This window comes from Pseudomonas mandelii, assembly GCF_024138395.1.
GTDB classification, from domain to species: Bacteria; Pseudomonadota; Gammaproteobacteria; order Pseudomonadales; family Pseudomonadaceae; genus Aquipseudomonas; species Aquipseudomonas mandelii_E.
The window spans coordinates 111,492-134,473 of the sequence record NZ_JAMYDU010000011.1 but is presented as its reverse complement, the minus strand read 5'-3'; the positions used below and the strand labels follow the sequence as shown (position 1 = coordinate 134,473).

At 57.6% G+C, this 22,982-nt stretch carries 26 protein-coding genes and 2 pseudogenes; 15 read left to right on the top strand and 13 right to left on the bottom strand.

Annotation, left to right across the window (positions count from 1 at the left end):
• Positions 1 to 43: 43 nt before the first annotated feature.
• Genes NHU87_RS17845 through NHU87_RS17835 form a run of 3 tightly spaced genes read left to right on the top strand, consistent with a single transcriptional unit; the run spans position 44 to position 2,393 of the window.
• Positions 44 to 619 carry a YfiR family protein gene (locus NHU87_RS17845; RefSeq protein ID WP_253551287.1) on the top strand — a complete coding sequence of 192 codons (576 nt, stop codon included), beginning with the start codon at positions 44 to 46 and terminating at the stop codon, positions 617 to 619.
• Complete coding sequence (locus tag NHU87_RS17840) at positions 616 to 1,884, top strand: diguanylate cyclase domain-containing protein (RefSeq protein ID WP_253551285.1); 1,269 nt, start codon at positions 616 to 618, stop codon at positions 1,882 to 1,884. The genes NHU87_RS17845 and NHU87_RS17840 overlap by 4 nt, the downstream gene beginning before the upstream one ends.
• 5 nt (positions 1,885 to 1,889) lie before the next feature.
• Positions 1,890 to 2,393 carry an OmpA family protein gene (locus tag NHU87_RS17835; protein ID WP_253551268.1) on the top strand — a complete coding sequence of 168 codons (504 nt, stop codon included), beginning with the start codon at positions 1,890 to 1,892 and terminating at the stop codon, positions 2,391 to 2,393.
• Here the strand turns inward: NHU87_RS17835 and NHU87_RS17830 are convergent.
• On the bottom strand, positions 2,390 to 3,337 hold the full coding sequence (locus NHU87_RS17830; RefSeq protein WP_253551261.1) for a LysR family transcriptional regulator: 948 nt from the start codon (positions 3,335 to 3,337) through the stop codon (positions 2,390 to 2,392). The genes NHU87_RS17835 and NHU87_RS17830 overlap by 4 nt on opposite strands.
• A 162-nt stretch (positions 3,338 to 3,499) precedes the next feature.
• Between NHU87_RS17830 and NHU87_RS17825 the strand changes: the two genes are divergently transcribed.
• Both NHU87_RS17825 and mmsB read left to right on the top strand, forming a co-directional pair.
• Complete coding sequence (locus tag NHU87_RS17825; protein ID WP_253551259.1) at positions 3,500 to 5,017, top strand: CoA-acylating methylmalonate-semialdehyde dehydrogenase; 1,518 nt, start codon at positions 3,500 to 3,502, stop codon at positions 5,015 to 5,017.
• Positions 5,018 to 5,027: 10 nt separating this feature from the next.
• Positions 5,028 to 5,915: a 3-hydroxyisobutyrate dehydrogenase gene (mmsB, locus tag NHU87_RS17820; RefSeq protein ID WP_253551257.1), complete on the top strand. Its 888-nt coding sequence runs from the start codon at positions 5,028 to 5,030 to the stop codon at positions 5,913 to 5,915.
• A 151-nt stretch (positions 5,916 to 6,066) separates the two neighbouring features.
• On the opposite strand, the gene NHU87_RS17815 is transcribed toward mmsB, so the two are convergent.
• From NHU87_RS17815 to NHU87_RS17800, 4 genes are all read right to left on the bottom strand, one after another.
• On the bottom strand, positions 6,067 to 6,411 hold the full coding sequence (locus NHU87_RS17815) for a cupin domain-containing protein (RefSeq protein ID WP_007900627.1): 345 nt from the start codon (positions 6,409 to 6,411) through the stop codon (positions 6,067 to 6,069).
• 107 nt (positions 6,412 to 6,518) lie between these two features.
• Positions 6,519 to 6,890: a MerR family transcriptional regulator gene (locus tag NHU87_RS17810; protein WP_253551255.1), complete on the bottom strand. Its 372-nt coding sequence runs from the start codon at positions 6,888 to 6,890 to the stop codon at positions 6,519 to 6,521.
• Between the two features lie 49 nt (positions 6,891 to 6,939).
• Positions 6,940 to 7,518, bottom strand: a complete 579-nt coding sequence (locus NHU87_RS17805; protein ID WP_253551253.1) for an NAD(P)H-dependent oxidoreductase — start codon at positions 7,516 to 7,518, stop codon at positions 6,940 to 6,942.
• A gap of 42 nt (positions 7,519 to 7,560) precedes the next feature.
• Positions 7,561 to 8,445 carry a LysR substrate-binding domain-containing protein gene (locus NHU87_RS17800; protein ID WP_253551252.1) on the bottom strand — a complete coding sequence of 295 codons (885 nt, stop codon included), beginning with the start codon at positions 8,443 to 8,445 and terminating at the stop codon, positions 7,561 to 7,563.
• Positions 8,446 to 8,668: 223 nt separating this feature from the next.
• On the opposite strand from NHU87_RS17800, the gene NHU87_RS17795 reads away from it, so the two are divergent.
• A complete protein-coding gene (locus tag NHU87_RS17795) occupies positions 8,669 to 9,433 on the top strand; it encodes a sulfite exporter TauE/SafE family protein (protein ID WP_253551250.1) in 765 nt (254 codons plus the stop codon).
• Here the strand turns inward: NHU87_RS17795 and NHU87_RS17790 are convergent.
• The gene (locus tag NHU87_RS17790; RefSeq protein WP_253551248.1) at positions 9,423 to 9,737 is read right to left on the bottom strand and encodes a putative quinol monooxygenase; all 315 of its coding nucleotides are present in this window, start codon (positions 9,735 to 9,737) and stop codon (positions 9,423 to 9,425) included. The two genes, NHU87_RS17795 and NHU87_RS17790, sit on opposite strands and share 11 nt — an antisense overlap.
• Positions 9,738 to 9,897: 160 nt before the next feature.
• Between NHU87_RS17790 and NHU87_RS17785 the strand changes: the two genes are divergently transcribed.
• The 4 genes from NHU87_RS17785 to NHU87_RS17770 all read left to right on the top strand — a co-directional run bounded on the left by NHU87_RS17785 (position 9,898) and on the right by NHU87_RS17770 (position 13,797).
• Positions 9,898 to 10,488 (top strand): NAD(P)H-dependent oxidoreductase, encoded by a 591-nt coding sequence (locus NHU87_RS17785; protein WP_223570221.1) that lies wholly within the window; start codon positions 9,898 to 9,900, stop codon positions 10,486 to 10,488.
• A gap of 180 nt (positions 10,489 to 10,668) precedes the next feature.
• Positions 10,669 to 11,580 (top strand): LysR substrate-binding domain-containing protein, encoded by a 912-nt coding sequence (locus NHU87_RS17780; RefSeq protein WP_253551246.1) that lies wholly within the window; start codon positions 10,669 to 10,671, stop codon positions 11,578 to 11,580.
• Between the two features lie 206 nt (positions 11,581 to 11,786).
• A complete protein-coding gene (locus NHU87_RS17775; protein WP_253551244.1) occupies positions 11,787 to 13,232 on the top strand; it encodes a SulP family inorganic anion transporter in 1,446 nt (481 codons plus the stop codon).
• 196 nt (positions 13,233 to 13,428) lie between these two features.
• Positions 13,429 to 13,797 carry a glyoxalase superfamily protein gene (locus NHU87_RS17770; protein ID WP_253551242.1) on the top strand — a complete coding sequence of 123 codons (369 nt, stop codon included), beginning with the start codon at positions 13,429 to 13,431 and terminating at the stop codon, positions 13,795 to 13,797.
• 196 nt (positions 13,798 to 13,993) lie between these two features.
• Here the strand turns inward: NHU87_RS17770 and NHU87_RS28680 are convergent, their stop codons facing one another.
• Positions 13,994 to 14,707, bottom strand: coding sequence for a methyl-accepting chemotaxis protein (locus tag NHU87_RS28680; RefSeq protein WP_437180837.1), 714 nt, complete (start codon positions 14,705 to 14,707; stop codon positions 13,994 to 13,996).
• Between the two features lie 144 nt (positions 14,708 to 14,851).
• Positions 14,852 to 15,778: pseudogene (locus NHU87_RS28675) on the bottom strand (methyl-accepting chemotaxis protein); the annotation flags it as partial.
• A gap of 395 nt (positions 15,779 to 16,173) precedes the next feature.
• Between NHU87_RS28675 and NHU87_RS17760 the strand changes: the two are divergent.
• The 3 genes from NHU87_RS17760 to NHU87_RS17750 all read left to right on the top strand — a co-directional run bounded on the left by NHU87_RS17760 (position 16,174) and on the right by NHU87_RS17750 (position 18,259).
• Positions 16,174 to 16,845, top strand: coding sequence for a histidine phosphatase family protein (locus tag NHU87_RS17760; RefSeq protein ID WP_253551238.1), 672 nt, complete (start codon positions 16,174 to 16,176; stop codon positions 16,843 to 16,845).
• A gap of 34 nt (positions 16,846 to 16,879) precedes the next feature.
• On the top strand, positions 16,880 to 17,743 hold the full coding sequence (locus NHU87_RS17755) for a phosphatase PAP2 family protein (protein ID WP_253551235.1): 864 nt from the start codon (positions 16,880 to 16,882) through the stop codon (positions 17,741 to 17,743).
• Positions 17,744 to 18,010: 267 nt separating this feature from the next.
• Positions 18,011 to 18,259: a helix-turn-helix transcriptional regulator gene (locus NHU87_RS17750; protein WP_253551233.1), complete on the top strand. Its 249-nt coding sequence runs from the start codon at positions 18,011 to 18,013 to the stop codon at positions 18,257 to 18,259.
• Positions 18,260 to 18,423: 164 nt separating this feature from the next.
• Here NHU87_RS17750 and NHU87_RS17745 read toward each other — a convergent pair whose 3' ends face one another.
• The 5 genes and pseudogenes from NHU87_RS17745 to NHU87_RS17725 all read right to left on the bottom strand — a co-directional run.
• Positions 18,424 to 18,792: a DUF6124 family protein gene (locus NHU87_RS17745; protein ID WP_253551231.1), complete on the bottom strand. Its 369-nt coding sequence runs from the start codon at positions 18,790 to 18,792 to the stop codon at positions 18,424 to 18,426.
• A 239-nt stretch (positions 18,793 to 19,031) separates the two neighbouring features.
• A complete protein-coding gene (locus NHU87_RS17740; RefSeq protein WP_253551229.1) occupies positions 19,032 to 19,595 on the bottom strand; it encodes a histidine phosphatase family protein in 564 nt (187 codons plus the stop codon).
• Positions 19,596 to 20,163: 568 nt separating this feature from the next.
• On the bottom strand, positions 20,164 to 20,421 hold the full coding sequence (locus NHU87_RS17735) for a hypothetical protein (protein ID WP_038978867.1): 258 nt from the start codon (positions 20,419 to 20,421) through the stop codon (positions 20,164 to 20,166).
• A 35-nt stretch (positions 20,422 to 20,456) separates the two neighbouring features.
• Positions 20,457 to 20,831, bottom strand: coding sequence for a DUF6124 family protein (locus tag NHU87_RS17730; protein ID WP_253551227.1), 375 nt, complete (start codon positions 20,829 to 20,831; stop codon positions 20,457 to 20,459).
• A 338-nt stretch (positions 20,832 to 21,169) separates the two neighbouring features.
• A pseudogene (locus NHU87_RS17725) lies at positions 21,170 to 21,306 on the bottom strand (hydrolase); the annotation flags it as partial.
• Between the two features lie 203 nt (positions 21,307 to 21,509).
• Here NHU87_RS17725 and NHU87_RS17720 point away from each other — a divergent pair.
• Positions 21,510 to 21,788 (top strand): type II toxin-antitoxin system HigB family toxin, encoded by a 279-nt coding sequence (locus NHU87_RS17720; protein WP_253551225.1) that lies wholly within the window; start codon positions 21,510 to 21,512, stop codon positions 21,786 to 21,788.
• Positions 21,778 to 22,980, top strand: a complete 1,203-nt coding sequence (locus NHU87_RS17715; protein ID WP_253551223.1) for an ImmA/IrrE family metallo-endopeptidase — start codon at positions 21,778 to 21,780, stop codon at positions 22,978 to 22,980. The genes NHU87_RS17720 and NHU87_RS17715 overlap by 11 nt, the downstream gene beginning before the upstream one ends.
• Positions 22,981 to 22,982: the final 2 nt, after the last annotated feature.

Below are 22,982 nucleotides of genomic sequence, written 5' to 3'. Positions count from 1 at the left end.
ATCGTTGCGGCATCATTTCGTTGCGATCGAAGAGAATCCCTGCATGAAGGTGGCTGTCTGGGCGACAGAGCGCGTTGTTGGCTGCAAGCAAGTGTTGCTTGCCGGCCTTCTCTGTTTGTTGACGGGCATTGCCTTCGCTCAGCCGGACACAGACGTGAGCAAGGCCGATCAGCGCGCCAGATCGGTTACTCAAGTGGTGCTCGGGATCCTCAGTTATGCCCGATGGCCTGTTGAGCCCCAACAGTTGCGACTGTGTGTGGTCGGCCCCACCGAGTACACCGACGACCTGGTCAAGGGCACTACTCAGGCCACGGGTCGGCCTGTCACCGTGCGACGGCTTTTGGCCGACAACCCCACCATTGCCGGTGAATGCGATGCGGTGTACATCGGCAAACTGACCAGCGACGAACGCAGTCGATTATTCGCCTCGCTGACAGGGCGCCCGGTAGTGAGCATCAGCGAAGGCGGTGATCAGTGCACCGTCGGCAGTCTGTTCTGTTTGCGGGTCGGCGATGAACAGGTGTCCTTCGAGGTCAACCTCGACTCGGTCGCTCGCAGCGGTGTGCGCATTCATCCCAGTGTGCTGCAACTGTCGCGCCGCAAGCCGGCGGCACCATGAGTTTATTCAAACCTCGTACCCGTCCGACCCTTGGTTCGGTTATCGGCCGCGGACATTTGATCGCCGCACTGGTGGCCGTGGCCATGGCCAGTGTTTCACTGACCTTGCTGGGTGTTCTGGCCTTGCGGGTTTATGCCGATCACAACCTGCATCTGATCGCCCGCTCCATTAACTACACCGTGGAAGCCGCGGTGGTGTTCGACGATAAGGCCGCCGCCACCGAAGCGCTGGCGTTGATCGCCTCCACTGAAGAAGTGGCCTATGCACAGGTGATGGATAAGCAAGGCGAATTGCTCGCACGTTGGCAACGGCCGGAAACGGGATTGCTCTCCGATCTTGAAATGCAGATCGCCCGGGCGTTTCTGGAAAAACCCATCAGCATGCCGATCGTCCATCAAGGTCAGGAAATCGGCAGAATCCTGCTCACCGGTCATGGCGGCAGCCTGATGCGTTTTTTGCTCAGCGGCCTGATGGGGATCGTCTTGTGTACCGCCATTAGTGCCTGGGTTGCGCTCTATCTGGCGCGTCGACAATTGCGGGGGATTATCGGCCCATTGCGCAGCCTGGCTACTGTGGCTCACGCCGCCCGCAGCGAGCGAGCCTTCGACCGGCGCGTGCCGCCCGCCGATATTGCCGAACTCGACAACCTGGGCAACGACTTCAATGCCTTGCTCGATGAACTCGAATCCTGGCAGACCCACCTGCAAAACGAAAACGAAACCCTGGCCCATCAAGCCAGTCATGACAGCCTGACCGGACTGCCGAATCGAGCGTTTTTCGAAGGCCGCCTGATGCGTGCCTTGCGCAATGCCAGCAAGTTGGATGAGCGAGTGGCCGTGCTGTTTCTCGACAGCGACCGGTTCAAGGAGATCAACGATAACTTCGGTCACGCCGCCGGCGACGCGGTGCTGATCGCCGTGGCAACCCGGGTTCGTGCACAGTTGCGTGAAGAGGATCTGGTGGCGCGTCTGGGCGGCGACGAGTTTGCCGTGCTGCTGACACCGCTGCACAACACCGAAGACGCCGAGCGAATTGCCGACCAAATCATTGCCAGCATGGAAGCGCCAATTCCCTTGCCGGGCACTACCCAAGTGCTGACCTCACTCAGTATCGGCATTGCCGTGTACCCGGATCATGGGGTCACACCGGGTGCGCTGCTCAATGCCGCCGACGCCGCGATGTACCAGGCCAAACGCCTTTCCCGAGGCGCACAGCAAACGGCAGGGGCGGAGCTCCCAGTCGCCCATGTTCAAACCAGGAGCTAATTTCTGTGTTCACCTTCAATCAGCGTTCCCTGCGACTTTTCACGATCAACCTTTTCCTGGCCTTGCTGGCATTGACCGGTTGCCAGACGGCACCGCAAAAGGGCCTGACCCCGGCGCAGGTCGCCGTGCTCAAGCAGCAAGGTTTCGAAATGACGGATGATGGTTGGGCCTATGGTCTGTCCGACAAAGTGCTGTTCGGCAGTGATGTCGAGAACCTCAACCCCGCCAGCACCGAGATCGTCGAGCGCATTGGCAAGGCGTTGTTGAGTGTGGAGATCGAACGGGTGAGGGTCGACGGCCACACCGATGCTTCGGGCAAGGAGTCCTATAACGAACAGCTTTCCCTGCGTCGCGCGAAAAGCGTTGGCAAGGTATTGGCCTCAGTCGGCATAAAAGAACAAAACATCCAACTGCGCGGCCTGGGCAGCAGCAAGCCCGTCGCTTCCAATGACACCGCGATCGGACGCACCGAGAACCGTCGGGTATCGATTGTGGTGAGCGCGGATTAATCGGCGAACAACATCTCCCGACTTTCCCCCATCAATAGCGCTTGATTCTGCTCGGTGACCCCACGGATGTAGTCCCATAGCAACATGATCCGCTTGAGCTTGCGCAGGTCCTCGCGGCAGTACATCCAGAACTGCCGGGTAATGGTTATCTCTTGTGGCAATACCGGCAGCAATCGCGGGTCCTGAGCCGCCAGGAAGCACGGCAAAATCGCCAGTGACCGCCCCTGCTGAGCGGCTACGAACTGCGCGATCACGCTGGTGCTGCGCAGATTGGCACTGGCACCGGGCAACACATTCGCCAGGTACAGCAGCTCCGAGCTGAACGCCAGATCGTCCACATAACTGATGAATTGATGCTTGCCCAAGTCTGCCGGGCGGCGAATCAGTGGGTGCTTGTCCAGATAATCCTGGGTCGCATACAGCTGCAATTTGTAATCGCAGAGTTTGCAGCAGACATACGGGCCGTGTTCCGGCCGTTCCAGCGCGATGACGATATCTGCCTCGCGCTTGGACAGGCTGATGAAGTGCGGCAGCGGCAGGATATCTACCGAGATCGCCGGGTAGGCGTCGACGAAATGGCTCAACTGCGGGGTGATGAAAAAGCTGCCGAACCCTTCAGTGCAGCCCATGCGTACATGCCCGGACAACGCCACGCCGGAGCCCGAAACCTGTTCGCAGGCCATGTGCAGAGTGCTTTCGATCGACTCGGCGTAACCCAGCAGCCGCTGGCCCTCGGCAGTCAGGACGAAACCGCTGGTCCGGGACTTTTCGAACAGCAATGTGCCCAACGAGGTTTCCAGCGAACTGATGCGTCGCGACACAGTGGTGTAGTCCACCGCCAGGCGCTTGGCTGCGGTGCTGGCCTTGCGAGTGCGGGCCACCTCAAGAAAAAACTTGAGGTCATCCCAGTTCAACGAGCCTAAAGACGTGATGTTTTTTTGCATGATGGACCGGCTTTTATGTGCGTTCTTATTAGAAGTTTGCACATCTATACTCCAAAAACAGTCCGACAACCAATTCGTGACACACGCCTCATCTCAAGGCGACTTTCTCGCCTTGGCTCCAAAGATAGCTCTCTAAATAAGAACAACGTCCGGAGACCAAACATGAACGCATCGCAAGAAACCACCGTGCAGAAGGTCAAGCTGTTGATCGATGGCGAGTGGGTCGAATCCCAGACCACCGAATGGCACGACATCGTCAACCCGGCGACCCAACAAGTGTTGGCCAAAGTCCCATTCGCGACAGACGCTGAAGTCGATGCCGCCATCAGCGCCGCCCATCGCGCCTTCCAGACCTGGAAGCTGACGCCGATCGGCGCGCGCATGCGCATCATGCTCAAGCTTCAGGCGTTGATTCGCGAACATTCCAAGCGTATTGCCGTGGTGCTCAGCAATGAGCAGGGCAAAACCATTGCCGACGCTGAAGGCGATATTTTCCGCGGCCTGGAAGTGGTCGAACACGCTTGCTCCATTGGCAGCCTGCAAATGGGCGAATTCGCCGAGAACGTCGCTGGCGGTGTCGACACCTACACCCTGCGTCAGCCAATCGGCGTCTGTGCCGGCATTACCCCATTCAACTTCCCTGCGATGATTCCGCTGTGGATGTTCCCGATGGCGATCGCCTGCGGCAACACCTTCGTGCTCAAGCCGTCCGAGCAGGATCCGATGTCGACCATGCTGCTGGTGGAACTGGCCATCGAGGCCGGTATTCCGCCGGGTGTGCTCAACGTCGTTCATGGTGGCAAGGATGTGGTGGATGCGCTTTGCACCCACAAGGACATCAAGGCTGTTTCGTTCGTCGGTTCGACCGCGGTCGGCACTCACGTCTACGATCTGGCCGGCAAGCACGGCAAGCGTGTGCAATCGATGATGGGCGCCAAGAACCACGCCGTTGTGCTGCCCGATGCCAATCGCGAGCAAGCCCTCAATGCTTTGGTAGGCGCCGGTTTCGGTGCTGCCGGGCAACGCTGCATGGCCACCTCGGTGGTGGTGCTGGTGGGCGCGGCCAAGCAATGGCTGCCAGACCTGAAAGCGCTGGCGCAGAAACTCAAGGTCAATGCCGGCAGCGAGCCGGGCACTGATGTTGGCCCGGTGATTTCCAAGCGAGCCAAGGCGCGGATTCTTGATCTGATCGAAAGCGGTATCAAGGAGGGCGCCAAGCTCGAACTCGACGGTCGCGACATCAGCGTACCGGGCTACGAGAAGGGTAACTTCGTCGGCCCGACCCTGTTCTCTGGTGTAACTCCCGAGATGCAGATCTACACCCAGGAAATCTTCGGCCCGGTGCTGGTGGTGCTGGAAGTCAACACCCTCGATGAGGCCATCGCCCTGGTCAACGCCAATCCGTTTGGCAATGGCACGGGTTTGTTCACCCAGAGCGGTGCCGCGGCGCGTAAATTCCAGACGGAAATCGACGTCGGCCAGGTCGGCATCAACATCCCGATTCCGGTGCCGGTGCCGTTCTTCAGCTTCACCGGTTCCCGTGGTTCGAAGCTCGGCGACCTCGGTCCGTATGGCAAGCAAGTGGTGCAGTTCTACACTCAAACCAAGACCGTCACCGCGCGCTGGTTCGACGACGACAGCGTCAACGACGGTGTGAATACCACCATCCACTTGCGTTAAGGAGCCGGACATGAAAATCGCTTTTATCGGTCTCGGCAACATGGGCGCGCCGATGGCGCGCAACCTGATCAAGGCCGGCCATTCACTGCGGCTGGTCGACCTGAACAAAGCTGTGCTGGCGGAGCTCGAACAACTGGGCAGCAGCATCAGCGCTTCGGCGCGTGAAGCGGCTCAAGATGCAGAGCTGGTGATCACCATGCTGCCAGCCGCTGTGCATGTGCGCAGCGTCTGGCTGGGCGAAGATGGCGTGCTGGCGGGGATCGCCAAGGGCGTGCCCGCAGTGGATTGCAGCACCATCGATCCGCAGACGGCGCGCGACGTTGCCGCAGCGGCTGCCAAACAAGGCGTGGCCATGGCCGATGCGCCGGTCTCCGGCGGTACCGGCGGTGCCGCGGCCGGGACGCTGACCTTCATGGTCGGCGCCACGCCTGAGCTGTTCGCGACCCTGCAACCGGTGTTGGCGCAGATGGGCCGTAACATTGTCCACTGTGGCGAAGTCGGCACCGGGCAAATCGCCAAGATCTGCAATAACCTGCTGCTGGCGATTTCCATGGTCGGCGTCAGCGAGGCCATGGCCTTGGGCGATGCGCTGGGGATCGACACGACGGTGTTGGCGGGGATCATCAACAGTTCCACCGGGCGTTGCTGGAGTTCGGAGATGTACAACCCGTGGCCCGGCATCGTCGAAACGGCGCCGGCCTCGCGCGGGTACACCGGCGGTTTCGGTGCCGAACTGATGCTCAAGGATCTGGGGCTGGCCACTGAGGCGGCACGTCAGGCGCACCAACCGGTGGTGCTCGGCGCGGTGGCGCAGCAGTTGTATCAGGTGATGAGTCAGCGCGGGGAAGGGGGTAAGGACTTTTCGGCGATCATCAACAGCTATCGCAAACCGCAGTAAGAGCTTTTTCCGGGGATCTGCGTCGGGCAGATCCCCGGTTTTTTATTGGCTGAAAAAAGATCGTCCGAACGCGGCCCGAACCTTCGGCAGCTCCTACATGGGAATGTGTACACCCTGTAGGAGCTGCCGAAGGCTGCGATCTTTTGCTTTATCAGGCAAACACGAAATACTTGCGCACGGTCTCAACCACTTCCCACGTGCCTTTCATCCCCGGCTCGATGACGAAAATGTCACCGGCGCGCAGGTGGATCGGCGCCATGCCTTCCGGGGTGATAATGCAGTAGCCTTCCTGGAAATGGCAGTATTCCCACTTCACGTATTCCACGTACCACTTGCCCGGCGTGCAGATCCAGGTGCCCATGATCTTGCTGCCATCTTCGCTGGTGTAGGCGTTGAGGTTGACGGTGTGCGGGTCGCCTTCGAGTTTTTCCCATTTGCAGGCGTCGAGCACGGGCAGCGGATGAGTATCGCGAAGGACGGTAATCGGTGCGGTCATGATGACTCCGGGCAGTGGGTTCAAGAACTGAAGTCGCACCCTATAGCGCCCATACACCGTTCAGTTGTCTGTATTCGACATTGAGCTGTCCAGAAACGCGCAGACTCTCAAAGACTTTCCAGCGGGCAATCGGCTCTGGCCTGTGTGAGGTTGGCTTGGAACTCGACCAATTGATCGTGTTGATGCCTGAGTGCGGCAATCCGCTCGCTGATTTCGCACTTCTTGGCATCGATGGCCTGCTGCGCCAATGACCAGGGCATCGCCAGGCCTTGATGCCCGGTAAAGATCGCCTGCAACTCCTTGAGCCTGAAACCTAAGTGTTGAGCGCACTTGATGAAGATCAGCAGGTCGACGCTGTGCTGATCATAGACACGGTATTTTCCTTGCCGCCGAGGGGCAGGCAGCAAGCCGATCGACTCGTAATGGCGAATACTCTTGATCGTCGTGCCCGAGCGATGCGCGGCTTGGCCGATGTACATGAAAAGTCCTTTTTTTGCCGAGGGTAAGCCAGCCCCATTATCGGCAGACTCATCGGCTGGCGATAGCCTGAGCTTGCAGCAGCCAGGTTTCGCGCTGCCCGGCGCTGGACCCCAGAACCGGCCCGAAGGTGAGTGTGCGCTGAGGTTCGATACCGCAAAACGCCAGGGTGGTTTTACGCATCTGATGCAGACCGGGCATGCGGTAGATCCAGCGGTAATACCAGGGGGGCGTGTCCATGGTCACGAGCAGATGCGCACTGCGGCCATGCAGCAATTTGTCGGGAAAGGCTTTGCCTTCGCGATACTTGAAGGCGAAGCCCGGAAGCAACACCCGATCAAGAAAACCCTTGAGCAAGGCCGGCACGCCGCCCCACCAGATCGGGTAGACCAAGGTCAGATGTTCGGCCCACAGAATGTCCGCCTGAGCACGGCGCAAGTCGGCTTCCAGCGGCTGCACATGTTGATAGCCTTCGCGCAGCACCGGGTCGAAGTCCATTCTTCCTAGAAACAACTGGCGCACCTCATGCCCGGCACGCAACGCCGATTGTGCGTAGCGTTCGGCAAGTGCGCCGCAGAAACTGTTGCTCGAAGGATGACCGAGAATCACCAGAATTCGCTTGCTCATCATAACTGTCCCTGAAGATGAAACCTCAAGGGTAATGTCTGCCCCTCAGGGGAGAGTCAAGACGCTCAGCAAAGCCTGGGCATAACCGGGCAGCACGGCGAAATCCCGGGCGCACAACAACAGTTTGCGTCGAGCCCACGGCTCTTTCAGTGCGATGCTTTTGAACGGTGTTTCAACTGACCAGCGTTCAACCGCCGCCAAGGGCACGATCGCCAGCCCGGCACCCCGGGCGACCATGCGCATCACGCCATCGAAGCCATCGGCACGGATACGAATCTGCATCCGTAAGCCGCTGTGCAGGGCTTGTTCTTCCAGGTACACGGCCAACGCGCTGTTGGCGTTCAGGCCAATGTAATCGTGATGCAAGGTGGCGCTGAAACTTAGCGGTACGGTGTCGGCCAAGGGATGATCACACGGCAAGATCAGCACCAGTGGGTCGTCACGGAAGTAGCGGGTCTGAAGGCCGTCGGTATCCACGGCGTCGGACACGATGCCCAGGTCCGCCGCACCTTGGCGCAAGGCATGGGTGATGCGCGCGCTGGGCAGCTCTTGCAGGTCGATGTCGAGGTTCGGATGGTCGCGCAGAAAGTCTGCCAGCAACTCCGGCAGGTACTCGGTGATCGCCGTGGTATTGCACAACAACCGCACCTGGCCTTTGACCCCTTTGGCGTATTCAGCCAGGTCCTGCTGCATGCGCTCGGCCTGTTGCAAAAGGACTCGGGCGTGCTGCGCCAGGGCCTTGCCGGCAGGCGTCGGCGTTATGCCGCGACGGCCGCGTTCCAGAAAATCAGTGCCAAGTGAAGATTCCATCGCGCGGATTCGTGCGCTCGCTGCTGCCAGGGACAGATGACTGCGTGCGGCGCCGGCGGTGATGTTGCCGGTGTCGAGGATGTTCAGGTAGAGGCGCAGGTCGGTCAGGTCGAAGTGCATCGGCAACCTCTGGTTGTTTGTTGTCTGGACTGGCCCCTTCGCGGGCAAGCCTCGCTCCTACAGGGTTTATGTCGTTCTGGAGATCACAGATCCCCTGTAGGAGCGAGGCTTGCCCGCGAAGACATCAGCAGCCGCAACGAAAATTCAAGCCTCCACCAAATCAAGAGGCAGCCTCAGTATATGGCAGATTTTCAAGGCAACCATCCGCGCTCACCATCGCCCCATGAATACACTCGCCGCGTTCTACCAACATCTGGGTTTGGCCCTTTCTTTGCTGGTTATTGCCACCTTCCTGCTGGCCGGGATGATCAAAGGCGTGATCGGTCTCGGACTGCCCACCATTGCCATGGGCTTGCTCGGTCTGGCTATGGCACCGTCGCAGGCTGCGGCATTGCTGATCATTCCCGCCACCCTGACCAATGTCTGGCAACTGGCATTCGGCGGACATTTGCGCGGGCTGCTGAACCGGTTGTGGCCGATGCTGTTGGCGATTTTCATCGGCACGGGCGCCGGTACTCTATGGATCGGCATGGCCGGTGGGCAGTGGGTCGTGCGCGGGCTGGGGGCGGCGTTGTTGATATACGCCTTGAGCGGGTTGTTCTTGCCGACCCTGCGCGTCGGCGGTCGGACCGAGCGTTGGCTCGGTCCGTTGTGCGGTGTGCTGACGGGCATCATCACCTCGGCTACCGGTGTCTTCGTGATTCCGGCGGTGCCTTATCTGCAAGCGCTGGGCTTGAGCAAGGATCAACTGGTGCAGGCGTTGGGCTTGTCGTTCACTGTGTCGACCCTCGCGTTGGCCGCCGGCCTGTCATGGCGCGGCGCCCTCGGCGGTGGTGAGTTGAGCGCGTCGCTGCTGGCGCTGGTTCCGGCGGTGCTCGGCATGCTGTTGGGGCAATGGCTGCGCCAGCGGATCAGCGCCGTGTTGTTCAAGCGCGTGTTCTTCATCGGCCTCGGCATGCTCGGCGGCCACTTGCTGATCAGCGGCTAGCGGACGAAGTGCTGAGCATCTCGATCGGGCGGATATCGAAATCGCGCTCCAGATACTCCATGCGCATGTCGAGGAACTGCTGCATGTGCGGCAGGTTCGAGTGCACGTCCAGATGGGCCTGGGACTGCCAGATCTCGTAGAAGATAAACAGCGTCGGGTCTTGTTTGTCTCGCAGCATGTGGTACTCGATGCAACCGGGTTCGGCGCGACTCGGTTCGACATAGGCACGGAAGAACGCTTCGAAGGCCTCGGCTTTTTCCGGGCGGGTCTTGGCGTGGAGGATGAAGCCTTGCAGTTCGCTCATCAGGTTGTCCTTGAAAGTCAGAATCGGCGCAAGTCTATGGCAACAATCCCCTATCGATTCGTGCGTATTGGTCAAATGAATTTTGCGGATTGAGCGCTTATTCCGCGCGAGTCGACTCGCTACTCTGCCGCCATCGAATTTCAACCTTGCGAGACTTCTCATGAAAAAAGTCCTGTTGCTCAATGGCGGCAAAAAGTTTGCCCACTCCGATGGTCGCTACAACACAACGCTGCACGAAGCCGCGCTGAGCGTGCTGGATCGCGGCGGTGTGGATGTAAAAGCCACATTCATCGACGAGGGGTACGACGTCGCGGAGGAAGTTGCCAAATTCCTCTGGGCCGATGTGATCATCTATCAAATGCCCGGCTGGTGGATGGGCGCGCCCTGGACCGTCAAGAAGTACGTCGATGAAGTCTTCACCGAAGGCCACGGCAGCCTCTACGCCAGCGATGGCCGCACGCGCTCCGACGCGTCGCAGAAGTACGGCAGCGGCGGCTTGTTGCACGGGAAAAAATACATGCTGTCGCTGACTTGGAACGCGCCGCAGCAGGCCTTCGACGACCCGACCGATTTCTTCGAAGCCAAGGGCGTGGACGCGGTGTACTTCCCGTTCCACAAGGCCAACACCTTCCTCGGCATGACCGGTTTGCCGACCTTCCTGTGCGTGGATGTGATGAAACGCCCGAACGTCGAAGCCGATGTGGCGCGTTATGAGCAGCACTTGAGCGAGGTGTTTGGCTTACCGGCCTGAATTTCCGGCTAGTATCCGTCGCAACGGCGGAAAAGATCGTCCGAACGCGGCCCGAACCTGCGGCAGTTCCTACAGATGGCGTACACCCGAAGGTTCAGGGCGCTCGCAATCCTTGTAGGAGCTGCCGAAGGCTGCGATCTTGGCGATTCATGCAACGCCGATTCGCTAACGAGGACACACGTGAAAGCCAGATCCGATGAGTTGCAGATTTTCGTCTGCGTGATTGAATGCGGGTCGATTTCTGCGGCGGCCGAACAGGTCGGACAAACGCCGTCGGCGGTCAGCCGCACGCTGTCGCGATTGGAGGCCAAGCTCGACACCACGCTGATCAACCGCACCACGCGACGCATGGACCTGACCGAGGAGGGCAAGTATTTCTTCGAGCACGCCAAGCTGATTCTCGATCAGATGGACGAACTCGAAGAGCGCCTGTCCTCACGCCAGCAAACCCCCTCCGGGCGCCTGCGAATCAATGCCGCGTCGCCGTTCATGCTGCACGCCATCGTGCCTTACATCGATGAGTTCCGCCGTCTCTACCCGGACATCCAGCTCGAACTCAACAGTAATGACCTGATCATCGACCTGCTCGAACAAAGCACCGACATCGCCATCCGCATCGGCACGCTGGCCGATTCGACCCTACACGCCCGCTCTTTGGGTTGCAGCCCGCTGCACATCGTCGCCAGCCCAGCGTATCTGGAGCAACACGGCGTACCGGCCGCCGTTGCAGATCTGGCCGACCATACGCTGCTGGGATTTACCCAGAACGAAGGCCTCAACCAATGGCCGCTGCGCTATGTCCACGGTGATCGCTGGCCGATCCAGGCGTCGATCTGTGCGTCCAGTGGCGAAACAATCAGGCATCTGGCACTGGCAGGGCAGGGCATCGCCTGCCTGTCGCACTTCATGACCATCGACGACATCCGCGCCGGTCGCTTGCAGGTGCTGCTGGCGGAGTTCAACAGCGGATATCGCCAACCGATCAACGCGGTGTACTACCGCAACTCGCAACTTGCCCTACGGATTCAATGCTTCCTGGACTTCATTCAGGGCAAATTGGCGGCTTATGCGATTGCGGATTTCAGAGGCTAATTCGAAGACTGCGTTATCGTTCATCGCGAGCAGGCTCGCTCCCACATTGGTTCTGTGTTGATCCTATTATTGTGAATCGACGCAAGTCCATTGTGGGAGCGAGCCTGCTCGCGATTGCGTTTCTGCCGGCCCATTCACTGGCCGGCCCGCCCTCAATTCCGTAACATCCGCGCTCTCTTCTCCCGCCTGTATTTTTTAGGTAAGCCATGAAACCCAAACGTCTGCGCGCCGATGTCCTGGCCGGACTCACGACCTCTTTCGCCCTGCTGCCCGAATGCATCGCCTTCGCGCTGGTGGCCCACCTCAATCCATTGATGGGGCTGTACGGCGCTTTCATCATCTGCACCCTGACTGCGCTGTTTGGTGGGCGGCCGGGGATGGTGTCTGGTGCCGCCGGATCGATGGCCGTGGTGATCGTCGCGCTGGTGGTGCAGCACGGCGTGCAGTACTTGCTGGCGACTGTGTTGCTGGGCGGGTTGATCATGCTCGCGTTCGGTCTGTTGAAGCTGGGCAAACTGGTGCGCATGGTGCCGCACCCGGTGATGCTCGGCTTCGTCAACGGCCTGGCGATCATCATTGCCCTGGCTCAGTTGGAGCACTTCAAAAGCGGTGAGGTCTGGTTAAGTGGCTCGCCGCTGTACATGATGGTCGGGCTGGTGGCGCTGACGATGGCCATCGTCTACCTGATGCCACGCCTGACACGTGCCGTGCCGCCAGCACTGGTGGCGATTCTGGGGGTTGGGCTGGCGGTTTATCTACTTAACCTGCCGACCCGCACCCTGGGCGACATGGCGAACATTGCCGGCGGTTTGCCGAGCTTCGCGCTGCCAGATATCCCCTGGAGCCTGGAAACCCTGCACATCATCGCGCCTTACGCGATATTGATGGCGTTGGTCGGCTTGCTGGAAACCCTGCTGACCCTGAACCTCACCGACGAGATCACCGAGAGCCGCGGCTACCCGGATCGCGAGTGCGTGGCGCTCGGAGCCGCCAATATAGTTTCTGGCGTGTTCGGTGGCATGGGGGGCTGCGCCATGATCGGGCAAACCATGATCAACCTCAGCTCTGGCGGTCGCGGTCGGCTGTCCGGTGCAGTGGCCGGGGTGATGATTCTGCTGTTCGTGCTGTTCCTTTCGCCGCTGATCGAGCGTATCCCGCTGGCCGCACTGGTCGGGGTGATGTTCGTGGTGGCGCAGCAGACCTTCGCCTGGGCTTCGTTGCGGGTGCTGAACAAGGTGCCACTGAACGATGTCTTGGTGATCATCGCGGTGACGGTGATTACGGTGTTCACCGATCTGGCCATCGCCGTGTTGTGCGGAATCATCATTGCGGCGCTCAACTTCGCCTGGCAACAGGCTCGCGAGCTGTATGCCGACAGCTATCAGGAAAGCGACGGCAGCAAACTCTACCGCCTGCACGGCACACTGTTTTTCGCCTCTACCACGCCATTCCTCAACCAGTTCGACCCCGCCAATGACCCGGCCCAGGTGACCCTTGATTGTCGCCACCTGAGCTTCGTCGACTACTCGGCCATTGCCGCGCTGAAGACATTGCGCGAGCGCTACGCCAAGGCTGGAAAGCAGCTACGTGTGCTGCATTTGTCCGAACGCTGCAAGAAACTGCTCAAACGCGCCAGCGAGCATCATGACTGAGTGATCGTTGAGTCATTGATCGTTCCCACGCGTTTTCTGGCCAGAGAAGGGGGGTAATCATAGATGCTGCCGAAGGCGCGATCTTTTGATCTTTTTTGGAGTGATGGCACTCTGAGATTAAAGAATCCCCCCATGAAGCCGAAGCGCTGACATCCAGCCCGGCTACACTGGGCTCATTCAGTCAGGGAGCTACCCCATGAGTTTCGGCAAAACCACCCCGATCCTGCGGATTTTCGATGAAACCAAGGCATTGGAATTCTACGTCGACTTCCTGGGGTTCAAGATCGACTGGCAGCATCGCTTCGAAACAAACTTCCCGCTGTACCTGCAAATCTCCCGTGGCGAATGCGTGCTGCACCTGTCCGAACACCACGGCGACAGCACACCGGGCTCGGCGTTGCGGATCGAGACCGATGAACTGGAGACTTTCCAGCAGCAATTGCTGGCCAAGGAGTATCAGTTCGCCCGCCCGCAAATTCAGGCCATGCCTTGGGGGAGCCAGGACATGACCATCAGCGATCCGTTCGGCAATCGGTTAGTGTTTACCAATGCGATCAGTGTCTGAGGCCGTTCGGCTGCTCTGCGGGTTAGGGACTTCGAATTTCCCGGGATTGAAGTGATCAATCCGTGGGAAGCCTGAATAACTCTGGTGATCGGTAGATCGCCTTCGCGGGCAAGCCTCGCTCCTACAGGTTTAGTGAGTAACCTGTGGGAGCGAGGCTTGCCCGCGAACGGATCTGTCATTCACCGCTGACTTAACGTCAAACCCGGAAGTGACTCACCATCATCTGCAACTGATTACCCAACCGCGCCAATTCAACACTGGAGGCGGCCGTTTCGTCGCTGGCGGCGGCGGTCTGTTCGGACACGTCGCGTACGTTGATGATGCTGCGGCTGATCTCTTCGGCCACAGCGCTTTGTTGCTCGGCGGCGGCAGCGATCTGCTGGTTCATCGATTGGATGTTCGACACGGTACGGGTGATGTTTTCCAGTGACACGCCGGCCTTGCGGGTCAGCGCCACGCTGCTGTCGGTCAGGGCGCGGCTGTTGTTCATCACGGCCGACACTTGTTGGGTGCCGTTCTGCAGGCCGGCCACCAAGCCTTCGATTTCCTCGGTGGATTTTTGCGTGCGCTGGGCCAGGCCGCGAACTTCGTCGGCCACCACGGCAAAACCACGACCGGCTTCACCGGCACGTGCCGCTTCGATGGCGGCGTTGAGTGCCAGCAAGTTCGTCTGCTCGGCCACGGCTTTGATCACGTCCATGACGCTGCCGATCTTGTCGCTTTCTTTCTGCAACACGCTCATCGCTTCAGTGGAGCGCGCCACTTCGCTGGCCAGGCGCTCGATCTGGGCGATGGCTTCGTTGACCACTTTGTCACCTTCGCGCGCTTCGCCGTCAGCGGCGGCTGCGGCCTGGGACGCTTCTTCAGCGTTGCGCGCGACTTCCTGCACCGTGGCAGTCATCTCGTGCATGGCGGTGGCCACTTGATCGGTCTCGATCTTCTGGCTGTTGACCCCGGCGCTGGTTTGCTCGGTCACGGCCGACAGTTCTTCGGCGGCGCTGGCGATCTGGGTGACGCCATCGCGGATACCACTGATCAAATCGCGCAGGGTTACGCCCATGCGCGCGATGCCTTGCTGCAACACGCCGAGTTCGTCGCGGCGAGTCACTTTGACATCCTGGGACAGATCGCCGCTGGCGATGCGTTCGACCACGGCCAGGGTATCGCGCAACGGGCCGGTAATCTGACGGGTGATGATCACGGCGGCAATGACGCCCACCAGCAATGCCAGCAAGGTGCTGATCAGTTGCAGCGTGCGCGCCTGGGCGCTTTCCGCGTCGCGGCGGTCGAGCTGGATCTGATACAGCTGATCGCTCAGGGTTACGATGGTGGCGCCCTGTTCGGTCATTTCCTTGCGCGCCTGCACCGCATCGGTGTTGGCGGTTTTATACGCTTGCAAGGCGCCTCGGTAGTTGCTCAGCGCGGTTTCCAGCTGACGCAGGGCATCTTGCTGGGTCTCGGCGAAATGCACATTGAGCTGTTTCAGGCTGGCGATGGCCGTGTCCAGTTGCGCGACGGCTTTTTGCTCGGTCTCGACGTTGGTGCTGGCGGTGTAACCACGCACTTCGTAGCGCGCCAGGATGAACGCTTCCTTGGCTGCGGTGATGGCCTGGAACTGTTCGAAGCGTTGGTCGCTCAGGGGCATTTGCTGTACGCGGGCGCTGATCGCTTCGATCAACTTGCTGGCGGTTTCAGCGTTGGCGCCCATAGCGTCGCGGGCGCTGTTACCGGTGCGGTAGGCGCTGCGCATTTTGTTCAGGGATATCTGGTAAGCGCTGATGGTCGCGCTCTGCTCTTTGAGCAGCTTGACGTTTTCCGGGCTCTTGAATGTCGACAGCAACGATTGTTGCTGAGCGATGAAACCGTCGAGGGTGGTCTGCACATTCTGTGCGGCCGTTTCATCGCCGTTGGTCAACATGTATTGCAGGCGAACCACACGCAGCTTGGTCAGGCCGGCGTTGAGCTGAGTGATGTCGCTCATCCAGTTGCTGCGGTCAATCAACCCGCCCAGGCTCGTCCAGCCGGTCAGGGCGAGGACGCAAGTCAGTGCCAGGACCAGGCCGAATCCCAAGCCCAGTTTCAGGTTCACGCTGATATTACCGAACCAGCTATTCATCAATATTCCTCCAGGAACGTTGTGCTTCTTGATCGTCGGTTGGCTGGAAGATTGTTGTTTTAAGAGCCAGCAAGGGGTTAGCAGGTATGTATCGGCAGCAATCCCGAGAGCTGAAAGGATTTTGTTATACCGATTCTGTAACAAAACTTTTGGGCGGGTCTTAAGCTTTTTTTCACATGAGTTTCACCGGCTGCCGACGCGTGCGTCTTTACCCTCGCGGCAACGAATGACAGTGGTGCATGCCGGCGAGGCGGCTTGATGTGGAATTGAGACTGAGTCTGTTCGGGATAAAACGCTCGATCGATCTGAGCCCTTTGGCCCGTTATCGAAACGCCGCGGTTGTGCTGGCATCTGCCTTGTTGGTGATTCCGCTGACGGTTTGGCTGTTGCGGCCCGCTGCCGTGCCGGACCTGGCCCATGGCAACGTTTCGGGTGCCCGCGCGTTGGCGACTGGTTGGGCCAAGGGCGACATGATCGTGCTGGTGCGCCACGTCGAGCGCTGCGATCACTCCACCGCAGCCTGCCTGATCGGTAACGATGGCATCACCGACCGCTCCCGTAGCGTGGCAGTGAGTGTGGGCGCCCAGTTCGAGCGTTTGGGCCTGGATCGGGCCGACATCTACAACAGCCCGGCGATGCGTACGGCGCAAACCGCCGGTTACATGTTCAACAAGGTTGGCGTCGGTGAAGACTGGTTGATCCGTTGCAGGGGCAGCATGCTGCGCGATGCCTTGGCGCACAAAGTGGCCGGGCGCAACCTGATTCTGGTGACCCATAGCGAATGCATGGCGCAACTCGAAAAAGACCTCAAGTTACCTTCCGCGACCCTTGGTTACGGCGCTTCTCTGTTTATCTCCGCCAAAAAGTCTCAGCCACCGCGCATGCTCGGTTTCATCGAGGCCTCCGACTGGCGCTCGGTGACCACTGAATGAGCTTCACCATCATCCCTCTGGATCAGGACGTACGATGCTGACTTCTTCCCGTTACCGCTTTTACTGGGCAAACTTTGGTATCCCGCTGGTTTGCGCGGTCGTGGTATTCCTGCTGTTTGACCTGACTAAAATCGACATCGCCTTCAGCGATCTTTTTTATGATCCGGCCACCCGGGTATTTCCGTTGGACCATGTCCATTTGTTCGAGAAGATCACCCATAAATGGGCGCGGATCATCCCGAACTGGACGGGTGAGGTTGCGATAATTGGCGCTTTGCTGTCGTTTCTCTGGCCGCGGCTGAAAGCTGAAAAACATTCGAAGATCATCGCGTTCCTGGAAAAAATCCAAATCGCGCCGGTACTTCGGTTCGCCAGTAAACACCGTCGGGATTTTCTCTATGTGGTGTTCGCGTTTTCCATCAGCACTGGCATTATCCACTACCTCAAAGGCCACACCAGTGTGTATTGCCCGGTCGAAACGACTCAGTACGCCGGGAAAATCGAACACAAAGAGTGGTACCAGAATTTCGATCTGCTGAAGGTCGCTGGCGACGGTCGCTGCTGGCCGGGTGGACATGCGTCGGGCGGCTTCACCATGCTCGCGCTGTACTTCGTGGCGCGCCGCTATCGCTGGCGGTATTCCAAAGCGCTGATGCACGGCTCGCTGCTGCTCGGTTTCGTTTACGGCACGACGCGGGTTCTACAGGGTTGGCACTACATGTCCCACACCTTCTGGGCCGGAATCATTGTATGGCTGGCATGTTTGCTGACGGCGTTGGCGTTCTATGGACGGGCGCGGCTGGAGCTGCCTGTACTGCAGAAGGTTGCGTCACCGGTTGTTGAGCCGTTTACAGGGTTACAAAGTAATAAGCCTGACGCCCCACCTTCATGGTCTTGAGCACCTTCAAGGGTGCGGCGGGTTCATGTGACCCGGCGCCGGTCACTTGAGATCATCGCTAACAAAACGGCAGGCAAAAAAAAGCCCGCGGGAGGCGGGCAAACTGTAGTTTCTTGAAGAGCGAGAGGAATGTACAGGTTGGAGAGAGGCGGTGGGGTGAAGAAAAATTCATGTGGATGGGCGACCCTCCGGCGTGTCCGGTATTTCAGCGTCGCATTAGTGTTATGTATACGGTACATTTAAATGTAAATGTCACGGTAACGGAACATGGATTATTCTTTGTTGATCTACCGCTTAGGTAAGCAAATACGCGAAAGGCGTATGAATCGTGGCCTGACACAAGCAAATCTTGCCGAACTCGCCGGGCTGACTCGGCAGAAAGTCATCGCAGTAGAGAAGGGCACTCTTTCTGTGAGCATGAGTGCTTATGCGCGGGTGTTAGGTGCTCTGGATTGCGAATTTGCTGTCATTCCGGCAGCCATGCCGACCTTGGAAGAACTTGGTGATTTGTTCTAAAAGTAGGCGACCTCGATGAGGTCGCCTATTTTGTTTTTTACGCCAAAATTTGCGTCTGTAACCTTCGTCCAGCCACATCCAGTAAATCGTAGCCATCGCGCAGTGAAGTCACCAATATCCGCGCAAGTTCACGGTAAGCGCCTTCGATCAACGAGCGCGATCACTCAGTGAAAGACGGGAGGCTCGCCTACGGCCACCGACCCGTTCGGATCGAGGTTGTCCCGCGCTCGGTTGACCAAAAGTTCGGTCAACACCGTCAACTGATGAAGAGCCAGCGCCACATTGTGCTGCGAGCCTTCGAGTCGATTGGCAAAGTCCAAAGTCATGACGTTGAGGGACGCCAGGGTTTCGCAGGCATGAGCGAGCAGGGTGGTTGTATCGACGTCGGGACGGACGCTGAAGATGTTTCTGTTCAGGTTGCGCCGGCGGGGGCTGACAGCGCGTTCGGTGGCTTGGGGAGGTTGGGTTGGGTCGAGGGTTTCAGGCTCTGAAGTGGCCGGATTTTTAATTAATTTCAGGGTGATCTTTTTCATAAGGGCGTTCCAGGGGGTTAGGGATCCTTACGCTGTTTCGGCTTGTCAAAACCGTCCGCAGGGTTTGCAGCGAAGCGTGAAGACTATCTTCCGGAAACCTTGTTCGCCAGTTCATGGAAGTCGCTACGGGTTGCGGGAAATTTCCCAGGATGACGTGGCTCCAATCTGACAGAGAAACTCTTTTCGTTACATTCAGCCCGCATAACCCGTGGCGAGAGCCTGTGGGCTGTCGCCATGCCTTAACTCTGATTCATCCGGTAGGCTGTCGCGCTCCAGTACCGGTTGCCATTGCTTATATGGCGCGTCCATCCGGCAGCTTCCAATCGCTTGGCGATCATTCGATTCATGAATCCATGACCGAGCAGCAGAACTGGCCCTTCGTTGGCAAGAGATTGAAGTTGTTGAGCTGCCGCATTGGCCCGCACTCTAGCGTTGCGGGCAGACTCGACCGTCCCCGAGAAACCGCACAACCACAGGATTCGAAGGATAAATGCCCACGTAAAAGGTGAAAGGCGCGGCCGTTTCCATCGCCCGTAGGGCAACTGCGCCTCGCAGAAAATCTCATCTACAAGGCTGGGCTGAAGGCCCAGCGCCCGAACGGAGGTCAACGCCCGAGGTGCTGTACTCGACACGATCACTCTGGCGGTAGCGGCCACCTCCACACTAGCCTCAGGGGCGAGTTGGTTGATGATTTCGGAGAGGTCGTATTGTTCGATCCAGTGTTTCATATCGAGTGATGAAATCTTGTCGATCACAGCCAGATTCGGCTGGCCATGACGCATTAAGATGATTTCCCTGTCCATTGTAATCACGTCCTTGTCTACAGCCCCGTGAGTACAGAGGATGCACTCTTGCGGGTGTTTCGAGGGGGATGATCATGCCTGAATAAGCGCCCTGAAACATTGATCAGCATCCAGAATTTACCCCGACAAGCGCTATCCTTTCTTGCTTTTTACGCTCATCTCACGGGCCGGAGATGCATCAACTAGATCAGAGTCGAAGGATGGATTGAGAAGCTCAAGGTCGTGATGGATAAACGTAGGCATATGGAGAAATATCTCAAAACGGCCGAAAAATTATCTTGAAGGAATCCCGGGAAACGCCCGTAATTAAAGGTCTACGCTTAGCATACGCTAAACATTATCTTAAATTCGGCTGTGCGCTAAGTGAAAACGGGCAAAAAATTAAGTGAGATATCTCGCTGGTTGGCGGGGTTTCAGCGATTCTTGGGCGGTTTCATTTCCCTGACCTTCGGCGCTCGAGCGTTCAGAACATCTCTACCCACTCAAATCCAAAAAAAGCACCTGCGATACTCTCGTCAGGTGCCTTTTTGTGTTGGGGTAGCGGCAACGATTTCCTATGTAAGGTTCGTTACGATGCCGAAACCTGCATCTGTAACCTTCGCCCAACCACATCCAGCAAATCGCAGCCATCGCGCAACGAAGTCACCAACACCCGCGCCAGTTCACTGTAAACGCCTTCGTTCGCGGCGAAGCTCTCCAGCAATTGAGTCGCGGTGCGGATGCGGTAGGCAGCCGTTTCATGCAGCACGTCCAGCGGCGCTTCGGTGTCGATCAGCAGCGACGCGATGGTGCAGTCGATGCCGGTGACCGGCATGTATCGATCCATGACAAAACCTCCTTTCGATCAGCGAGCGTGATCACTCAGTGGCAGACGGGCGTGACCGAAGGCAGGGGCGAATCGAGGTTATCCAGCGCTCGATTGATCAACATCTCGGCCAGCACGGCCAGTTGCTGAATCGCCAATGCCACGTTGCGATGCGAGCCTTCGAGCTGGTCGGCCAGGTCGGTGGTCATGACGTTCATGGAGGCCAGGGTTTCACTGGCGTGACCGAGCAGGGTGGGGGTGTCGACGCCGGGGAGGATGGTGAAAATATGGCTGACGGGATCGGGCTGTTTCGGGTCGCGCAAGCGGGCGCTGACGGCGCGTTGGGTGGCTTTGGAGAGTTGGGTCAGGTCGAGGGTTTCGGGTTCTGAAGGGGTGTCGGTTTCTGGAGGGTTGGGGGTGATCTTCTTCATGTTGATGCTCCTACACTAGTTATGGAGGCGACCACCCCTCTGCTGTCAAACAGAATTGGGTGGCAACTGTGCGCGGGTTGACAGACCGGTAGTGTAGGAACCCGGTGCATCCGAAGATGCCCCACGCACAGCAGCCATAAACAAGACTGCATGCGCGTGAGCATGCTGCCTGATCAGGAGGAGTGAAAGGTTACACTTTTCGGCCTGTCAAAGCCCAATCGCTGATTTGCAGCGACACCTGAAGGCTATCCTCCATGAGCTGCGTCCGCTAGTTCATGGGAGTCGATACATTTTGAGGGAAATTTCCTAGGACGGTGAGTATGAGTCTGTCAGGCAGTGGTTTCCGGCGAAGGCGCATAACCGTGTTTGATAAAGACGCGGTTGGCCCGGATCAGGCTGTCGTCTCGACCGGTTGCCCAGCCGAGTTGTTTCTGGAAAGGGGGGATTCGTCGTGGCGTTCGATGGTGGCGACGCTGGCTGCATGCCGATGATCAGGAGGGCTTGTATCTCCATATTCCCGTTGACAAAGGCTATTCCAAGCCGCAGACGTCACTGCTTGTGAGGGGTGATAACAAAACGCTACTATGAATGTTCTCGTGATGTTCCCATTTTGGGAATTTTTGCTGTTGACGCCTCCTCGGAAGGGATTTATATTGATCCCAAATTGGGAACATTTTTATGCATTTGGTCGGTAAGGACATCCTCGGTGGGCTAAAAGGGCGTAACCCAGAGGTCGATATATGGGTCAGCGCATGGACTGCCGAGCTCGAGCACGCGATTTGGGCTCACCAAGCAGATCTGATAGATCAGTTTCCTTCGGTGAGAGAAAAATCAGCCGGGATTTTCATTTTTGAAGTGGGTTTAGCTAAGTGTTGGTTAGAAGTGCGAATAGTGTTTCCTCAAAAAATCGCTCGTATAGTCGCGATATTAGGTGCAGAAGAAATTGATGGACACTAAGGTCATAAAAACAGAGGAACAGCACCAGTCCTATCTGGCCGAAGTCGACAGGCTGATGTCAATGATGCCGAACCCAGGTTCGTCAGAAAGTAATCGCCTTGAAGTCCTGATTCTCCTGATTGAGGACTATGAGTCAAAAAAACACCCTATCGATGCACCAGATCCGATCGATGCAATTTTGTTCAGGATGCATGAGAGAAATCTCAAGCAGGCTGACTTAATACCCTACTTTGGGACAAGAAGCAGAGTGTCGGAGGTTTTGGGTCGTAAGCGTCCGCTTACAGTTCCTATGATCAAAGCTCTTTCGGTTGGGTTGGGGATCTCTGCTGAGACATTGCTTGGGATAACCCATACAGATGAGAAACAATCAAAAGAAGAAGTGGACTGGTCTAGGTTTCCAATTAAGGAAATGGTTGCGCGTGGCTGGATTAATAAAGCTGTAGGTAAGGCCGCTAAAACTACTGAAGAGACTCTCCGGGAGTTTGTGTCGTTAATAGGATGGCAGTTTGGTGAGGCTGCATTCAGGCGGACTCCATTGGGTGATGCGTATTCGCCGACGACTAAGTATTCCTTGTATGCATGGCTTTTAAGGGTGATTCAGCGCGCTAGAGAAAATCGTGGAGTATTAGGTGAGTTTGATCAGAGCAAGCTGTCAAGTTCATTTTTGAGAGAGCTTGCACAACTCAGTTGGTTTGAAAATGGCCCGCTGCTTGCTGTTGAGTTCCTTAATAAGCACGGTATATCAGTAATCATCGAGCCACATTTGAAAGGCACTATGCTAGATGGTGCAGCTTTAAAGGATGTGGATGGAGCGCCGATTATCGGATTGACGCTTAGGTATGATCGGTTAGATAATTTTTGGTTTACATTGCTACATGAAGTGGCTCATATATGGAAACATATTGGTAGTGAAGAGGCTTTCCTTGACGATTTGGATGCATCTTCTGAAGATAAGAGGGAGGCTGAAGCTAATCGTCTTGCTAGAGAGGCATGTATACCGCGTGTCGCCTGGAAACGTTCAGGTGCTCACCTCGATCCAAGTAAAGAGAATATAGATAAACTATCTAGAGAGCTGAAAATACATCCCGCCATAATAGCGGGAAGGATTCAGCGAGAAAGAGAAAACTACCAGATATTTTCTGATTTGCTCGGGCGCGGAGAAGTTAGAAGTCTAATCGGTTGTCATTCCTAAGG